Source organism: Mycobacterium sp. TKK-01-0059, from assembly GCF_000709305.1.
Lineage (GTDB): Bacteria > Actinomycetota > Actinomycetes > Mycobacteriales > Mycobacteriaceae > Mycobacterium > Mycobacterium intracellulare.
In genome coordinates this window covers 2,070,026-2,086,598 of the sequence record NZ_KL446993.1, presented here as the reverse complement: position 1 = coordinate 2,086,598, position 16,573 = coordinate 2,070,026, and the positions used below count along the sequence as shown (strand labels likewise).

General features: G+C 68.8%; 14 protein-coding genes. 2 read left to right on the top strand and 12 right to left on the bottom strand.

What is annotated here, in order from left to right; translation table 11 throughout:
* Position 1: 1 nt before the first annotated feature.
* From K883_RS10080 to glf, 8 genes are all read right to left on the bottom strand, one after another.
* Positions 2 to 1,012 carry a carboxylesterase Culp6 gene (locus K883_RS10080; RefSeq protein ID WP_008263025.1) on the bottom strand — a complete coding sequence of 337 codons (1,011 nt, stop codon included), beginning with the start codon at positions 1,010 to 1,012 and terminating at the stop codon, positions 2 to 4.
* A 132-nt stretch (positions 1,013 to 1,144) separates the two neighbouring features.
* Complete coding sequence (locus K883_RS10075) at positions 1,145 to 2,047, bottom strand: esterase family protein (protein WP_036455384.1); 903 nt, start codon at positions 2,045 to 2,047, stop codon at positions 1,145 to 1,147.
* A 162-nt stretch (positions 2,048 to 2,209) separates the two neighbouring features.
* Entirely contained in the window at positions 2,210 to 3,253 is a 1,044-nt protein-coding gene (gene ag85A, locus K883_RS10070; protein WP_020188359.1) for a diacylglycerol acyltransferase/mycolyltransferase Ag85A, read from the bottom strand.
* Between the two features lie 391 nt (positions 3,254 to 3,644).
* A complete protein-coding gene (gene aftB / locus K883_RS10065; protein WP_269769385.1) occupies positions 3,645 to 5,615 on the bottom strand; it encodes a terminal beta-(1->2)-arabinofuranosyltransferase in 1,971 nt (656 codons plus the stop codon).
* Positions 5,602 to 6,528 (bottom strand): decaprenyl-phosphate phosphoribosyltransferase, encoded by a 927-nt coding sequence (locus K883_RS10060; RefSeq protein ID WP_020821347.1) that lies wholly within the window; start codon positions 6,526 to 6,528, stop codon positions 5,602 to 5,604. The genes aftB and K883_RS10060 overlap by 14 nt, the downstream gene beginning before the upstream one ends.
* A complete protein-coding gene (locus K883_RS10055) occupies positions 6,525 to 7,073 on the bottom strand; it encodes a phosphatase PAP2 family protein (RefSeq protein WP_179945056.1) in 549 nt (182 codons plus the stop codon). The genes K883_RS10060 and K883_RS10055 overlap by 4 nt, the downstream gene beginning before the upstream one ends.
* Positions 7,066 to 8,952 (bottom strand): glycosyltransferase, encoded by a 1,887-nt coding sequence (locus K883_RS10050; protein ID WP_020821345.1) that lies wholly within the window; start codon positions 8,950 to 8,952, stop codon positions 7,066 to 7,068. The genes K883_RS10055 and K883_RS10050 overlap by 8 nt, the downstream gene beginning before the upstream one ends.
* A 49-nt stretch (positions 8,953 to 9,001) precedes the next feature.
* The gene (gene glf / locus K883_RS10045) at positions 9,002 to 10,192 is read right to left on the bottom strand and encodes a UDP-galactopyranose mutase (protein WP_020821344.1); all 1,191 of its coding nucleotides are present in this window, start codon (positions 10,190 to 10,192) and stop codon (positions 9,002 to 9,004) included.
* Between the two features lie 275 nt (positions 10,193 to 10,467).
* Between glf and K883_RS27490 the strand changes: the two genes are divergently transcribed.
* Both K883_RS27490 and K883_RS10035 read left to right on the top strand, forming a co-directional pair.
* A complete protein-coding gene (locus K883_RS27490; protein WP_179945055.1) occupies positions 10,468 to 11,499 on the top strand; it encodes a PirG in 1,032 nt (343 codons plus the stop codon).
* Positions 11,500 to 11,631: 132 nt separating this feature from the next.
* Complete coding sequence (locus tag K883_RS10035; protein ID WP_179945054.1) at positions 11,632 to 13,278, top strand: LGFP repeat-containing protein; 1,647 nt, start codon at positions 11,632 to 11,634, stop codon at positions 13,276 to 13,278.
* Between the two features lie 6 nt (positions 13,279 to 13,284).
* Here K883_RS10035 and K883_RS10030 read toward each other — a convergent pair whose 3' ends face one another.
* The 4 genes from K883_RS10030 to K883_RS10015 are packed head-to-tail and all read right to left on the bottom strand — an operon-like array spanning position 13,285 to position 16,458.
* Entirely contained in the window at positions 13,285 to 14,097 is an 813-nt protein-coding gene (locus K883_RS10030; protein WP_020821340.1) for a Cof-type HAD-IIB family hydrolase, read from the bottom strand.
* Between the two features lie 19 nt (positions 14,098 to 14,116).
* On the bottom strand, positions 14,117 to 14,902 hold the full coding sequence (locus K883_RS10025) for a lysophospholipid acyltransferase family protein (RefSeq protein ID WP_014378849.1): 786 nt from the start codon (positions 14,900 to 14,902) through the stop codon (positions 14,117 to 14,119).
* Positions 14,903 to 14,916: 14 nt separating this feature from the next.
* Positions 14,917 to 15,684 carry a lysophospholipid acyltransferase family protein gene (locus K883_RS10020; protein ID WP_020821339.1) on the bottom strand — a complete coding sequence of 256 codons (768 nt, stop codon included), beginning with the start codon at positions 15,682 to 15,684 and terminating at the stop codon, positions 14,917 to 14,919.
* Positions 15,685 to 15,687: 3 nt separating this feature from the next.
* The gene (locus K883_RS10015; protein ID WP_008262996.1) at positions 15,688 to 16,458 is read right to left on the bottom strand and encodes a lysophospholipid acyltransferase family protein; all 771 of its coding nucleotides are present in this window, start codon (positions 16,456 to 16,458) and stop codon (positions 15,688 to 15,690) included.
* Positions 16,459 to 16,573: the final 115 nt, after the last annotated feature.

The following is a 16,573-nucleotide window of genomic DNA, read 5'->3' as shown; positions in this document are numbered from 1 at the left end:
GTCATCCGTGTTTCGGTTGTGGCGCATTTGCAATCAGCCCGTGAGCCCAGTTCAACGTCCAGTCGGTCGCCGGGGCCCCGTCGACGCTCCAGCACTGGGTCGTCGCGTACAACGCGTGGACCGGTTGGGCGGCGCCGCCGGCCAACGTGTTCAGCGTGCTCGGCAGGTTGGCGATGCTGAAGGCCTCTTCCGGTGCGGCGCAGATGAGGTCGCCCGGGGCGCAGATCTCGTTGGTCCTGCCGTTGAGGTCACCGAAGCCACCCGGGCGGGCGCCGGTCATGGTGAGACCCAGCCCGGACAAGATCGGCACCTCGTGCAGCGTGACCTCGGCGCCCTGGCCCGGCGGGTTGGGCCCGATGTCGTTACCCACCCCGAGCTGACGACGCCCGTCGGCGATCAACGTCACACCCAGCACCAGGTCTTCGTCGACGGGCCCGCGGCCGTTGCCGATATCGCTGGCGATGTCGCCCATGATCACCGCGCCCTGCGAAAAGCCCATCAGCACATAGCTGGTCAGCGGGCACCTGGTGTTCATGTCGGTCATCGCCGCCACGGTGGCGCGGGTGCCTTCGGCGCGGCTGGCGTTGTAGGACATCTGCGTGTCGCCGCTCAGCGGATTGTGGAACTGAGCGGTGTACGGGGTGGTGTACGCCTGCACCCGCGACGCGGGGAAGTCCTGGGTGAGGCTCGCGGTCACCTTGTGCAGCAACGCGTTCGGGAACTGCAGCGGGTTGGCGGGGTCATCCTGCGGGGCGGACTCCCACGTGCCGGGAACGTTGACCAGCAGCACGTCGGGACACGAGGCGTCCTGGGACGCGGGTCGCGGCTTGTGCGGGTGCGATGTCGTCGACGACGGGGGCAAGACCCCGGGCGGCACCGCGCTGGGCTGCGACTCGCGCCCGCGCAGCACGGTGACGACGGCGACGATGACCAACAGGACGACACCGGCGACCGAAAGGGCGGCAACCCAGGCGAGGGTGCGGCGACGCTTACGCCGGGCGCTGTTAGCCATGTTCTCCTGCCAGCAGAGTCGGTGGATTCGCAGCTCGGATCCGGGCAAGCGGCCCTCGCGACCCCTGCTGCACTCCTACACGGTACCGGCTCTCCGGCTAGGCCAATCCGGGCCGCGACCCGCCGCGCGCTGCTAGCGGATGGCGCCGACGATGTCGCCCGACATGGCCCCCAGTTGCCCCGACCACGAGCCCCAGCCGTTGTCGCCGCCGCCCGGGAAGTCGAAGTGGCCGTTGTGCCCGCCGTTGCTCCGGTACTGCTGGTAGAACATGCGGCTGTTGCCCATGGCCTGGCCGGCCTGGCCGATCATGGCGGCGTCGTCGCCGCCCATGTTCGTCGGGCTGTAGACCCAGACCCGGGTGTTGTTCTGCGCGAGCAGCGCCGAGTGCACGTACGGGTCGTGCCACTTCCACCGGCCCAGCTGCGGCGCACCCCACATGCCGTTGCCGTCCACGCCGCCGAACTGCTGCAGCCCGGCCAAAATCGAGCCGCTCGTCGTGGTGTCCGACGGGTACAGGAAGCCCGACAGCGAGCCGGCGAAGCCGAAGCGGTCGGGGTGGAAGGCGGCCAGCGCCATCGCGCCGTAGCCGCCCTGGGAGGCGCCGACGGCGGCGTGGCCACCGGGCGCGAGGCCCTTGTTGGCGGCCAGCCAATCGGGCAGCTCGCTGGACAGGAACGTGTCCCACTGCTTGCTGCCGTCCTGCTCCCAGTTGGTGTACATGCTCCACGCGCCGCCGGCCGGGGCCACCACCGAGATGCCCTTGCCGCTCAGCGTGTTCATCGCGTTGCCGGCGGTGACCCAGTTGCTCACGTCGGGCGCCGCGTTGAAGGCGTCCAACAGGTACACCGCGTGCGGGCCGCCGGCGAGGAAGGCCACCGGGATGTCCCGGCCCATGGCCGCCGACGGAACCATCAGGCTTTCGTAGCCCGCGGCCCTGGCTTTGCCGACGGCCCCGACCGCCGGTGAGACAAAGGCCAGCCCGACCGCTAGCGCGGCCAAGCAGAACGCCCGAAGAAGCGCTGGCACACCCCGCACGACCGTCATGTCCACCCTCCATCGTCTAGTCGCTGAAAGCACATTAGCCAGCGGGCCGGTACCCGCGCTCGCCGGGTAGTGAAACACGTCACACGTGCCGCGAACGACTAACGGCGGAAACCCCGAAGGGTTCCCGCCGCGAGTCGTGGTGCTTGGCGTGTTTTAGGTGCCCTGGCCGGTTCCGTTACCGGCGGCCGAGGCAGTGGCCGGGCCCGCACCCGGGGTGGCGCCCAGAACCGACTGCATGTCAGGCTTCATCGCCTGCAGCTGCGCGCCCCAGTAGGGCCAGTCGTGGGTGCCGTTGGCGTCGAAGTTCCAGAACGCGTTGTGGCCGCCGGCGGCGTTGTAGGCGTCTTGGAACTTCAGGTTGGAAGTCCGCACGAAGCCCTCGAGGAACTTCGCGGGCAGGTTGTCGCCACCGAGGTCGGACGGCTTGCCGTTACCGCAGTACACCCAGATGCGGGTGTTGTTGGCGACGAGCTTGCCCACCTGAAGCGACGGGTCGTTGCGTGCCCAGGCCGGGTCTTCCTTCGGGCCCCACATGTCGGCGGCCTTGTAGCCACCGGCGTCACCCATGGCCAGACCGATCAGCGACGGGCCCATGCCCTGGGACGGGTCCAGCAGCGCCGACAGCGATCCGGCGTAGACGAACTGCTCGGGGTGGTAGGCGGCCAGGATCAGCGCCGACGATCCGGCCATCGACAGGCCGACGACGGCGCTGCCGGTCGGCTTGACCTGCTTCTGGCTCTGCAGATACGCGGGGAGCTCGCTGGTCAGGAAGGTCTCCCACTTGTAGGTGGTGCAGCCGGCCTTACCGCAGGCGGGCTTGTACCAGTCGGAGTAGAAGCTGGACTGGCCACCCACCGGCATGGCGACCGAGATGCCCGACTGGTTGTACCACTCGAACGCCGGGGTGTTGATGTCCCAGCCGTTGAAGTCGTCCTGCGCACGCATGCCGTCGAGCAGGTACAGAGCCGGCGAGTTCGCGCCGCCGCTTTGGAACTGAACCTTGATGTCGCGGCCCATCCCGGCGGACGGAACCTGCAGGTACTCCACCGGCAGACCCGGGCGCGAGAAGGCACCGGCGGTCGCCGAGCCCCCGACGGCGCCAATCAGGCCCGTCAGCAGCGCCGCGCTGGCGGCCCCCACCACGAGCCGGCGCGGCATACTCGCCACGGCGCCGCGCAATCTGTCGACAAGCGTCATCCTTGCTTCCTCATCCTTCTTGCGGCCTCCCGGCGCATTCGTCCGTTTGGGCGCTTTCCTGATTGGGTCGAACTGCCTGCGCGTACCCACTTGCACGGCTCCTCGTCGAACCGGTCGGCCCGCATCGTCACCGCGCGAAGCGCAGGAGTGCCCGTGTAGTCAACCACACCTTGCCCCATTCGTTCGCATCGAGGCGGGCCCCCGAACCGGCGAGCGGCCCACCTACCCAGCGGTTTTCATGTCAAACACGTGTAGAAAAGGCGAGCATTGCGCATGTGCTTGACCGCCATTGCCAGCTGGTGAGGGGCCAAATGTGATGTTGCTGCCATTTTTTCGTGACGGGCCGGCCGTAATCGGGGTGAAATCTGCCGAAATTTCTTCTGCGCAGCGCTTACTCGCGAGGCGGCGGGGGCGCCTGTTCGGGTATCGGAAGCCCGCACCGCGCCAGCTCGTAGAGCGGGACCCGGTCGATGCGGTACCTGGTGAACTGGAAGGAGTGCAGCACGTTGGACAGGAACCGATGCGGGTTCATCGGCGCGCGCACCGAGCCGAGCACCGCCTGGGTGTCGGGGCATTTCAGCGCCGCGACCGCGTCGGCGACCCACTGCGCGTCCAGGTAGCCCGGAATTCCCGGATACACCTTCACCCAGGGGCCGTCGGCGATCACCCAGTCCGGGAAGAGGTTCTTGTCATGCCCGATGCGGCCGTGCTTGAGCCGCTCGGTGTGTTGCGCCAGTGGATTCGCCAGCCCGATCTGGTCGATGACCCGGACGTCGAGCCCGACGTTCATGCCGACCATGCCGAGGTTGGTGAAAAACACCGCGTGCTGCGGCTTTTGCGGTTTGTCGCCCGGCGCGGGCTGGGCCTGCGGCACCAGGTCCCATTGGATGTAGTTGCCCGACGGCAGCAGCAGCGCGCCGTCGGGGGTGTCGTTCAGGGCCGTCAGGATGGCGGCCATCCGCGGATAGCCCAGGTAGTCCGCGGCGGTCAGCGGATGTGCGTGACCGGTGGCCTGGGCGTAGAAGCGCCGTTCGTCGACGATGCCCGAGTACGTGACGTGGGTGGCGTCGTCGCCCATGCCGGGTGAATTCGCGGCCCACAGCGACCAGCCGGCCACCCCCAGCCACAACGCGGCGGCCGCGCCGGCCACCCAGTTACCGGTCTCGCGCGAATAGTCCTGGCCGTCGGGGATGGCGACCGGGACGACGGCCACCGGGGCCAGCAGGCAGAACACGGGCGCCAGCAGCACCCGCGCGTGCATGAAGTCGCCGCCTTGGCGGATCCAGTACAGGGCCTGCAACAGGCCGCTGATCAGGACCCACGCGACCACCGCCGGCGGGCTGTGCACGGCCCGGGCCACCCGCCCGTAGTCGGGCGCCAGCGCGGGCCGCAGGAACGAGGGCCGGCGCCGGGCGGCGAACAGCAGCACGCCCAGCGGCACGAGCAGCACCACGGGTATCCACACCGCGTACGGGGCGTCGAAGTTCGAGAGGTAGATCATGCCCTGGGACCACTTGTCCCCGGCCGCGTCCTTGGCCAGGGCGGTGCCCGGCACCAGCAGGCCGTAGTAGCCCATCCGGAAGATCTCGTAGCCGACCGGCAGGAGACCACCGGCCGCCACGATCAGCGCGCGGCGCCGCCAGGTCCGGGCGGCGATCAGCATCATGATCAGCGCCAGCCCACCCATGAGCGCCAGCTCGGGCCGGACCAGGACGCTGAACCCGGCGACGAACGCCAGCGCGCCGACGAACACGTTCTTGTCCGGGCGGTTGCGCACGGGCTGCGCCCAGCAGACCATCATCCACCACAGCAGCCCGAGGTAGGCCAGCGCCAAACCGCTTTCCAGGCCCGAGGTGGCGAAGTCGCGCGCCGGCGGCAGGGCGATGTACACCAGTGCCCCGGCGGGCAACATGATCGCTTTGCGCCCGCGCAGGCTGGGCGCGTACAGCCGCGCGGCGCCCAGCATCAGCAGCGCCACACCGAGCACCGAAAGCACCAGCGCCAGAGCCAAAGCCACGTACTCCATGCGCAGCGGGCCGCCGACCCAGCTGCCGGCGTACATCAGGTACGTCCAGGCGGTGGAGGTGTTGGCCTCGACCCGCTCGCCCTGGTTGAAGACCGGCCCGTTGCCGGCGAGCAGGTTGCGCACGGTGCGCAACACGATGAGCCCGTCGTCGGCGATCCACCGCCGCTGCCAGGCGCCCCAACCGAACAGGACGGCGACGACCGCGACGCCGATCCACAGGCTGGTCCGCACCATGGTCGTGTACGGGAACACCGGCCAGCCGGGCCGCCTGATCACCGGCCGGCTACGCATCATGCGCGCCTTGAGCGCCTGCAGCTCGGGGCTAACCGAAGGCAACGGCGGCTCCAATGGTCGCGATCCACGCCACCGCCAGCAGCTGCAACACCCGGTCCCGCAACGCGATGTCTTCGGGCTCCCCGGCCAGACCGCCGTCCACGTCGACCGCGTAGCGCAGGATCGCGATGGTGAACGGGACCATGGAGACCGCGAACCAGGACCCCGAATGGTGGTCGCGCTCGAACGCCCACAAGCCGTAACAGACCACCACCGCGGTGGCGGACATGGTCCAGACGAACCTCAGGTACGTGCTGGTGTAGCTCTCCAACGACTTGCGGATCTTGGCGCCGGTGCGTTCGGCCAATTGCAGTTCGGCGTAACGCTTGCCGGCCACCATGAACAGCGACGCGAACGCCGCCGAGAGCAAAAACCATTGTGACAGCGGGATTTCGGTGGCCACGCCGCCGGCGATGGCGCGCAGCAGGTACGCCGACGACACGACGCAGATGTCAAGCACCGCTTGATGTTTGAGCCCGAAGCAGTACGCCAGCTGCATGCCGAGGTAGACGGCCATCACCAAGGCCAGGTTCGGCGTCACCATCCATGCGATGCCCAGCGAGGCCGCACCCAGCAGCACCGCCATTGCGTAGGCCAGCCACTCGGGCACCACCCCCGCCGCGATCGGGCGGAACCTCTTGGTGGGGTGTTCGCGGTCGGCCTCGACGTCGCGCACGTCGTTGACCAGATAGATCGACGACGCCGCCAGGCTGAACACCACGAACGCCAACCCGACCTGAGTGAGCATCTGCCCGTAGTCGTATCGAATCCCGCTGCCCAGCCCGGCCACCGGCGCGGCCAGCACCAAGACGTTCTTCACCCACTGGCGCGGGCGGAGCGCCTTGATCACCCCGGCGACCAGGTTGCTGGGCGGCCCGGCCACCACTTCCTCGGTTTCGCCAGTTTCCTTGGTCATGCGTTACCTCTCACAACCTCTTGCACCTGTCCTGCGCGGCGTGCGATCGCCGCGATGACGGCACCCAGGGCGATGCCGCAGGCCACGTCGCTGGGGTAGTGCACGCCCAGCAACATTCGCGACAACGCCATCGGCGGCACCAGGACCGCCGGTAGCGGCAGGCCGGTGGTACGGCCCATCAGGATGGCGGCGGCGGTGGTGGAAGTGGCATGCGCGGACGGAAAACTCAACTGGCTGGGCGTGCCGACGTTCACCACGACGGCGGGATCGTGCGGCCGCTTGCGTCGCACGATCCGCTTGACGACCACGGCGGCGGCGTGGGCGACGAAGGCTCCGGCCCCGGCGATCAGCCAGTCACCGCGCCGCTTCGGCGACAGGACCGCGCCGAGCAGGGCCACGGCCACCCACCCGACGCTGTGCTCGCCGAAGTGGGACAGCGCGCGCGCCACCGATAACGCCCCGGGCCGATCGCCCAGCGCCGCCTGGACGGCGACCAGCGCGGCCACCTCACCGCGCGGGGCCTGCGCAGCAGAGGCCTCAGGCATGTTCCGCAGCTGGCAGCAACGCCGTCTCCCACTTCTGCTTGCTGGACAACACCGGCAGTGCGTCGCGATAGACCCTGCGCATCTCGTCGAACCGGCTGAGCAGCTGACGCTGCCGGCGCAACGATTTGAACAACAGCGAGAACATCTTTCGCCGGTCCCGCTGTCGGTAGACCACGCCGCATCCGTCGGCCGTCGTGACCGTCACGCCGTCGACGGTGCACAAGCGGAACCAGCGCGCGTCCTGGGTCGGCACGTTGTACTCCGGGGTCCGGTGCGCCTCGGTGTCGGCCCTGGTCGCGTTGTGCAGGATCCCGCGGGCCAGCCGGTAACCGATCGACACCGGGTTGACCGGCGGGTTCATCACCTTGCTCTGGTAGCGCGGCTGCGGTAGCTCGCTGGCCGCCGGCAGCACCACCGCGTCCGGGTACTCCTTGCGCAGGCGATGCACCTCCGGCAGCGCGGATTCCAGGATCGAGAAGATGTGCTCGGGCCCGGCGAGGAAGTCGTCGATGGCCCTGTTCTGGATCGCCACCGTCGAATATTCAAGGCAGGCAAGGTGTTTCAGTGTCGCCTTGAGGTGGCTGCGGACCAGCCCGGTGATGTCACCGTCCCAGTGCAGCGCCGCGACCACCAGCCGGTTGCGCAGGTGGAAGTAGGCCTGCCAGTCGATGGCGTCGTCCTTGTCGCTCCAGGCCATGTGCCAGATCGCGGCGCCGGGCAGGGTGACGGTCGGATAGCCGTGCTCGCCGGCGCGCAGGCCGTATTCGGCGTCGTCCCATTTGATGAACAGCGGCAGCGGCTGGCCCAGTTCCTCGGCGACCTGCCGGGGGATCATGCACGTCCACCAGCCGTTGAAGTCGACGTCGATGCGCCGGTGCAGCAGTGCGCTGCGAGGGTTCTTGTCGTTCAACGGAAATTGCGCGAAGTCGTGGTCGTATTCGGCGTGCGGCGCGGCGGTCCACATGAAGTTCGACTGGTCGACGACCTCGCCCATGATGTGCAGGTGGGACGGCTCCTGCAGGTTCAGCATCTGGCCGCCGATGAGCATCGGTGTCTTGGCGAAGCGGTGCAGGGCCAGCACCCGCAGGATCGTGTCCGGCTCGATGCGGATGTCGTCGTCCATGAACAGGATCTGTTGGCAGTCGGTGTTTTTCAGCGCCTCGTACATCACCCGGCTGTAGCCGCCGGAGCCGCCGAGGTTGGGCTGGTCGTGGATGGACAGCCGATCGCCCAGGCCGGCGGCCGCCGCCGGGAAGTCCGGGTGGTCGCGCACCTTGCGGGTGCCCTGGTCCGGAACGATCACCGCGCCGATCACCTTGTCCACCAACGGGTCTGCGGTGAGGTCGGCCAGCGCGTTGACGCAGTCGGCGGGGCGGTTGAAGGTGGGGATGCCGACGGCGATGTTGGCCGTGCCCGGGGCCGGCTCGGTCGCATACCAGCCGCCGCTGATCAGGTTGACCTCGGTGTCGGTGGTGATGTCGAACCAGATCCAGCCGCCGTCCTCGAACGGCCGCAGGGCCACCTCGATCTCCACGACGGCCGGCTGCTCGTCGGTGCCGACGAATTGGCGGCCCTCCACCGAGATTCGCACCCCGGTGGCCTTGGTCCGGTAGACGTCGACGCGTCCGGTCCCGGTCAGCTCGACGCGCAACACGACCGAACTGCAGATCGACCAGCGCCGCCAGTAGCTCGCGGGGAACGCGTTGAAGTAGGTGGCGAACGACACCTCGGACTCTTTGCCGATCTCCAGCGAGGTGCGGCTGGTGGCATGCGCACGCCGGGCGTTGGTCGTCGACTCCTCCAGGTACAGCTTGCGCACGTCGAGCGGCTCGCCGGGACGCGGCAGGATGATTCGGGACAACAGGCTTACGGCAGTCATCAGGCGCCACTCCTCCTCATCGCTTCGCTCTGCATCGTCGTGGCACGCATCAGTCGCTCTCCCCCACTAGAGCTTTGCCGTCGCGCAGGTGCGGCGCGAGGACGTTGTCGTACATGTTCAGTGCGCTGGCGATGGCCATGTGCATGTCCAGATACTGGTAGGTGCCCAACCGACCGCCGAAAAGCACCTTCGCCGAAGCGGTTTCGGACTTCGCCCTGGCCCGGTAGGCGGCCAGCACGGCGCGGTCGGCCTCGGTGTTGATCGGGTAGTAGGGCTCGTCGTCGTCCTCGGCGAACCGCGAATATTCGCGCATGATCACGGTCTTGTCGGCCGGATAGTCGCGCTCGGTGTGGAAGTGCCGGAACTCGTGGATGCGGGTGTAGGGCACGTCGGCGTCGTTGTAGTTCATCACCGGTGTGCCCTGGAAATCCCCGATCGGAAGCACTTCCAGCTCGAAGTCCAGCGTGCGCCAGCCCAGCCGGCCCTCGGCGTAGTCGAAGTAGCGGTCCAGCGGGCCGGTGTAGACGACCGGCGCGTCGGGGCTGTCCGCCCGCAGCCGATCGCGCACGTCGAACCAGTCGGTGCCCAGCCGGACCTCGATGCGGTCGTCGGCCGCCATGTTCTGCAGCCACGCCGTGTACCCGTCGACCGGCAGGCCCTCGTAGGTGTCGGAAAAATAGCGGTTGTCGAAGGTGTAGCGCACCGGCAGCCGGGTGATGTTCGACGCGGGCAGCTCCTTGGGGTCGGTCTGCCACTGCTTGGCGGTGTAGCCCTTGACGAACGCCTCGTAGAGCGGGCGGCCGATCAGCGAGATCGCCTTTTCCTCGAGGTTCTGCGCATCCTCGGTCTTGATCTCGGCGGCCTGTTCGGCGATGAGCTTGCGGGCCTCGTCGGGGGTGAAGTACTTGCCGAAGAACTGCGACACCAGGCCCAGCCCCATCGGGAATTGGTAGGCCTGCCCGTTGTGCATGGCGAAGACCCGGTGCCGGTAGTCGGTGAACTCGGTGAACTGCCGCACGTAGTCCCAGACCCTCTTGTTTGAGGTGTGGAACAGGTGGGCGCCGTACTTGTGCACCTCGATGCCGGTGTGCGGCTCGGCTTCCGAATAGGCGTTGCCGCCGATGTGCGGACGGCGGTCCACCACGAGTACACGCTTCTGAAGCTGGGTAGCCACGCGCTCGGCAATGGTCAGTCCGAAGAATCCAGAGCCGACGACGAAAAGATCGAAACGAGCTGTCATCGGTTGCTTAGGGTATCCGACCGCGGGGCCCTAACCCATTTGGCGAGGCCACGGAGAGGGCCGGCCGTTTGACGGGCGCCGTCGCGGGGGCCTTCGCGGGGGCCGGTGGGAGGTCCCGGGCTCGCGATCACAGTCCTGGTCGCAATTGCCTCACGATTCAATATCACCACTCTAGTAACAGGGTCCCCACTCGTACCATCGACTGTGTGTGATTCCAGCCAGACAGGACCGGCGGGACCGCCGACACAACACATAGTCAGATAGAGGAGACTTCCGTGCCGAACCGACGCCGACGCAAGCTCTCGACAGCCATGAGCGCGGTTGCCGCCCTGGCAGTGGCGAGTCCGTGCGCATACTTCCTTGTTTACGAATCGACGGCCGACAACAAGGCGCCCGAGCATCACGAGTTCAAGCAGGCCGCGGTGATGAGCGACCTGCCCGGCGAGCTGATGGGCGCGCTGTCCCAGGGGCTGTCGCAATTCGGGATCAACATGCCTCCGGTTCCCGCCCTGAGCGGGGGCGCGACCACACCCGGTCTCGCCAGTCCCGGCCTGGGCACTCCGGGCCTCGGGTCCCCCGGGCTGGGGACGACGGGCCTGACCAATCCCGGCCTGACAAGCCCCGGTTTGACCAGCCCCGGCCTGACGAGCCCCGGTTTGACCAGCCCCGGGCTGGCGAGCCCGGGCCTCACGAACCCCGGCGCGGCTCCTACGACGCCCGGGCTCACCGCGCCCGGTGCGCTGCCGGCCACCCCGGGCGCGGGGATCGCGACCCCGGGCGCCGGGCTGAACCCCGCGCTGTCCAACCCCGGGCTGACCAGCCCGGCCGGGGTGGCGCCGGGGCTGGGCAGCCCGACCCTGTCGCCGAGCGAAGTTCCCATCGACTCCGGGGCCGGCCTGGACCCGGGCGTCGGCGGCACCTACCCGATCCTCGGCGACCCGTCGACGTTCGGTAACGCTTCGCCCATCGGCGGCGGCACCGGGCTGGGCGGTGGCTCTGGATCCGGCGCCAGTGGCGGCCTGGTCAACGACGTCATGCAGGCGGCCAACCAGTTGGGCGCCGGTCAGGCGATCGACCTGCTCAAGGGCTTGGTGATGCCGGCCATCACGCAGGGCATGCAGGGCGGCGGGGCCGCGGGCGCCCTCCCGGGTGCCGCCGCGGGCGCTCTGCCGGGCGCCGCGGGTGCATTGCCGGGCGCCGCGGGCGCCCTGCCCGGTGCCGCGGCGGGAGCACTCCCGGCCGCCGCGGGTGCCGCCGGTGCGCTGCCGGCAGCCGCGGGCGCGGTGCCGGCACTGCCCCCGGTCTGACCTTTACCCGAACCCTCCACCAGACGGCACCGCAGAATCATCTGCGGTGCCGTCGATTTTGGTCGAGAATCGGCCGCGCCCAACCTCGTGTCGTCTCATAGATAACATTAGAAACACACGTAACATCGGCTGGTGTCTCGCAGTCGCGCGCCGACGATGATGCTCACCGCCATCGCGGCGACCGTCGTCATCGTCTCGTGGGTGGGGGACGCGACGCGCGGTCGCGTTGCCGCCGGCCCGGCGCCGGCGCGCGGCACCCAGCTCGTCGAGCAACCGCTGATCGGACTGGGCGCCGGAGTCACGGTTCGCGAAATCGGTCAGGACACTCCGTTCTCGTTGGTGGCGCTGACCGGCGACCTGGCCGGCACGTCGACCCGGGTGCGCGCCAGACACTCCGACGGCTCGTGGGGCCCCTGGTATCAGACGGAGTACGAAACCGCGGCGCCCGACCCTTCGGGGGCCGCCCATCCGGCCGGCGTCGCGGAGGGGCCGCGCGGCACGGACCCGGTCTTCGTCGGCACCACGACCACCGTCCAGATCGCGGTGACCCGACCGCTCGACGCGAAGGCGACGCAGCCGCCCCCGGCGTCCCCGACTGAAGCGAAGGATCTGGGGTACAAACCGGCGTCGAGGGAACAGCCCTTCGGGCAGAACATCTCCGCCGTCCTCATCTCCCCGCCCCAAGCGCCGAACCAAACGCAGTGGACGCCGCCGTCGGGCGTGGTAATGCCGGGGCAGGCGCCCCCCATCATCAGCCGCGCGGAATGGGGTGCCGACGAATCGCTGCGATGCGGTAGCCCGCAGTACGACAACGGGATTCGCGCCGCGGTCATCCATCACACCGCGGGCAGTAACGACTATTCGCCGCTGGAATCGGCCGGGATCGTCAAGGCCATTTACACCTACCACAGCAAGACGCTGGGCTGGTGCGACATCGCCTACAACGCGCTGGTGGACAAGTACGGCCAGGTGTTCGAGGGCAGCGCCGGCGGGCTCACCAAGGCGGTCGAGGCCTTCCACACCGGCGGGTTCAACCGCAACACCTGGGGTGTGTCGATGATCGGCAACTTCGACGACGTGCCCCCGACACCGATCCAACTGCGCACCGTCGGCCGCCTGCTCGGTTGGCGGCTGGGCATCGACGGCGTCGACCCCAAGGGCACGGTGCAACTGGAGTCGGCCGGCAGCCACTACACCACCTTCCCGGCGGGTTCGGTCGCGACGCTGCCGACCATCTTCACCCACCGTGACGTCGGCAACACCGACTGCCCGGGCAACGCCGCCTACGCGCTGATGGACGAGATACGGGACATCGCAGCGCATTTCAACGACCCGCCGGAGGAACTGATCAAGGCGCTGCAGGGCGGCGCGATCTACGATCACTGGCAGGCGATCGGCGGGATGAACAGCGTGCTGGGTGCGCCGACCGCGCCCGAGGACAGCGCGGCCGGTGACGCCCGTTTTGTCACCTTCGCCCGGGGCGCCATGTATTGGTCACCCGAGACCGGCCCCCAGCCGGTCACCGGCGCCATCTACGACGCCTGGGGATCGCAGAGCTACGAGCGCGGCCCGCTCGGGTTGCCGACCAGCGCGGAAATACAAGAGCCGCTGCAGATTACGCAGAACTTCCAGCACGGGACGCTGAACTTCGAGCGGCTGACCGGAAACGTCACCCAGGTGGTGGACGGCATCACGACGCCGCTGGCCACCCAATTGCCAAGCGGCCCAACGGTGCCCGCCGAGCACTTCTCGCTACCCGCGCACCCCGGCGCCACCTGAGGCGCGTTAAAGCCACCAACGTTCCAGCACCCGCCCCACGCCGTCGTCGTTGTTGGCGGCGGTCACCTCGTCGGCGGCGGCCTGCACGTCGGGATGGGCGTTGCCCATCGCCACGCCGTGACCCGCCCAGCGCAGGATCGGCAGGTCGTTGGGCATGTCGCCGAACGCCACCACCTCCTCGCGAGCGATCTGCAGCGGCCTGGCGATCTCGTCCACCCCGGTGGCCTTGCTGATCCCCAGTGGCACGATCTCGACCAGGCCGTTGTCGGTGGAGTAGGTGATGTCGCCCTCTATGCCGACGTGCTTGGCCAGCTCGGCGGCCATGTCGGAGCTACGGGCCCCGGCCCGGCGAATGAGCAGCTTGATCGCCGGGGCGCTGAGCAGGTCCTCGATCGACACCTCGGTGTTGTCGGGGTTGAGCCAGGCATGCTCGTAGCCCGGCGAGCTGATGAACTGCGGGGTCGCCGTGTCGTGGGCGCGTTCGCCGATCCGCTCGACGGCCAGACCCGCGCCGGGGATGACGCGAGTCGCCAGCTCCGCCAACTCGGCGAGGGTGTCGACGGACAGCGTGCGCGTCGACATCACCCGGTCGGAGGCGGAGTCATAGATCACGGCGCCGTTGGCGCACACCGCAATTGGGGCGAAGCCCAGCGCGTCGACGACGGGACGTATCCACCGGGGCGGGCGCCCGGTCGCCACGACGAACTGCGCACCGGCGTCCACCGCGGCGCGAATGGCGTCGCGGGTGCGCGGGGTGATCTTTTCGTCGTCGTCGAACAGGGTGCCGTCGACGTCGCAGGCGATGAGCGTCGGCTTCATCGTCCTCGGGCCCGACCGCTCAATGCAATCCGCTTTGCGTCTGCCCCGGGCGCGTGACGCCGTCGGTTCCGTACTTCTGCATCCGCTCCTGCAATTCCGACAACCGGATGGCCCGGGAATCCTCCTGGGTGGGCGCGCCGCCCCCCAATCGGCGCGGCACCCAGAATTCGTCCTTCGGGTGCGGGTATTCCTCCTGCACCCGATACAGCAGGGCATTCATCGCCTCACGCAACACCGCGTTGAGCTGCTCGGGCGTGCCCCGCGGTGGCAGCGGGCGCCCGGCGACCACGGTGATCGGAACCTTGTTGCGCAGCACCTTTTTCGGATGGTCCTTGGGCCAGATCCGGTGGGCGCCCCACACGATCACCGGGACGATCGGCACCTGCGCTTCCAGCGCCATGCGCGCGGCCCCGGTCTTGAATTCCCGCAGCTCGAAACTGCGGCTGATGGTGGCCTCGGGGTGCGTCCCGATCAGCTCGCCCTCGCGCATGCGTTGCACCGCCGCGTCGAAGGCGTCGTGACCCGACCTGCGATCCACCGGGATCAGCCGGGCGTGCTTGATGACGTAGTTGACCGCCTTCACGTCGGCCATCTCCGCCTTGATCATGAAATACGCGCGCCGCCGGCGCTCCCGGACGGCCATCAGCGTGGGAAGCCAGTCCAAGTAACTGGTGTGGTTTTGGGCCAGCAGGGCGCCGCCCCGCTCGGGGATGTTCTCGAGGCCCTCATAGGTGAACTTGGTTCCCTGCATGGCGACCATCGGCGGCACGATCCACTCCGCCAGCCGGTAGAACCCCTCAGGCATGTTGTCTCCTTCGCCTACTGCGACGGGCGGTCGGCCCGGTTGGCGGCCTTCTTGGCCGATCGGGCCGCCGCCTCGTCGGCCTCGATGCGCGCGGCCTCCGCGCGGGTCGGGGCCGTCCCGCCCAGCCGGTGCGGCACCCAGTACGCCCCGGGCTCGTGCGGATAGTCCCGTTGCGCCTCGTGCAGCAACGTCGTCATCGAGTCGCGCAGGGCAGCGTCGGTCTGCGCAATGTCTTCGCGCACCTCCAACGGCGCGCCCACCTGCACGGTGACAGGAATTTTGGCCCGACCCAGTTTACGCGGGTGGTCCTTGGTCCAGATGCGCTGCGCCCCCCACACGATCACCGGGACGATCGGGACGTTCGCCTCCAGCGCCATCCGCGCGGCGCCCGTCTTGAACTCCTTGAGCTCGAAGCTGCGACTAATCGTCGCTTCGGGGTACACGCCCACCAGCTCACCCTCACGCAGCCGTTGCACGGCCACCGCGTAGGCGCCCGCGCCGGCGCCCCGGTCCACCGGGATCGTGCGGGTGTGCTTGATCAGGAAGTTGACCACCCCGACCTGCTGCATCTCGGCCTTGATCATGAACCGCAAACGCCGCCCCCGGCGGTGCACGGCCAGGCCTGCGGGCAAAAAGTCGACGTAGCTGGTGTGGTTGATCGCCACCACGGCCCCACCCCGCTCAGGGATGTGCTGCTCGCCGCGGTAGGTGATTTTGGTGCCGGTGGCCGTCACCGCCAGTTGGGCCAGGAGCTCCAGCGTGCGGAAGGTCGGCTCCACCATCGATCACTGCTCCGGCGCCCCTGCGGGGCGCGCCCGGCGCGCCGCCCGCGCGGCCGCCTCCTCGGCTTCCAGCCGGGCCGCTTCCGCCAGCGACGGGGCGCCCCCACCCAACCGGTGCGGCACCCAGAACTCCCCGGCGGGATGGGCGCCGTAGAGTTCCTGCGCGCGTTCGAGCAGGTGCTGCATCCGGGAATGCAGGAGGCCCTTCAATTCCTCGATGCCCAGCGTCGGCTCGATCGGCTCCCCGACCACCACGACGATCGGCACCTTCGGCCGCCAGAGCTTCTTCGGGTGGTCCTTGGTCCAGATGCGCTGGGCGCCCCAGACGATGTGCGGGACGATCGGCACCCCGGCCTCGACCGCCATGCGGGCCGCGCCCGATTTGAACTCCTTGATCTCGAAGCTGCGGCTGATGGTGGCCTCGGGGTAAACCCCGACCAGCTCACCGTCTTTCAGGTGCCGGACGGCAGCCTCGTAGGAGGCGGCGCCGTCCTGCCGATTCACCGAGATGTGGCGCAGGCTGCGCATGATGGGCCCGGTGACCTTGTGGTCGAAGACCTCCTGCTTGGCCATGAACCGCACCTTGCGGCCCAGGCCCTGCTTGTAGGCGGGCAACCCCGCGAACGTGAAGTCCAGGTAGCCGGTGTGGTTGATCGCGATGACCGCACCGCCGCTCGTCGGGAGGTTCTCCACACCCGTGACCGTGATCTTCAGCCCCTGCGCGCGCCACACCAAGCGGGCTAGTGCGATGACAGTCCCGTAAACCGGTTCCACAGCTCATCAGCCTAGTGCTCCGGGCTGCGCGGCGCCCCCGGATGGCGCCTCGCGCTAAGCTCGGGGGCGCAAAAACCGTCACCGCCGGCCGACCCCGACTCGGTCCCCAGCGCCC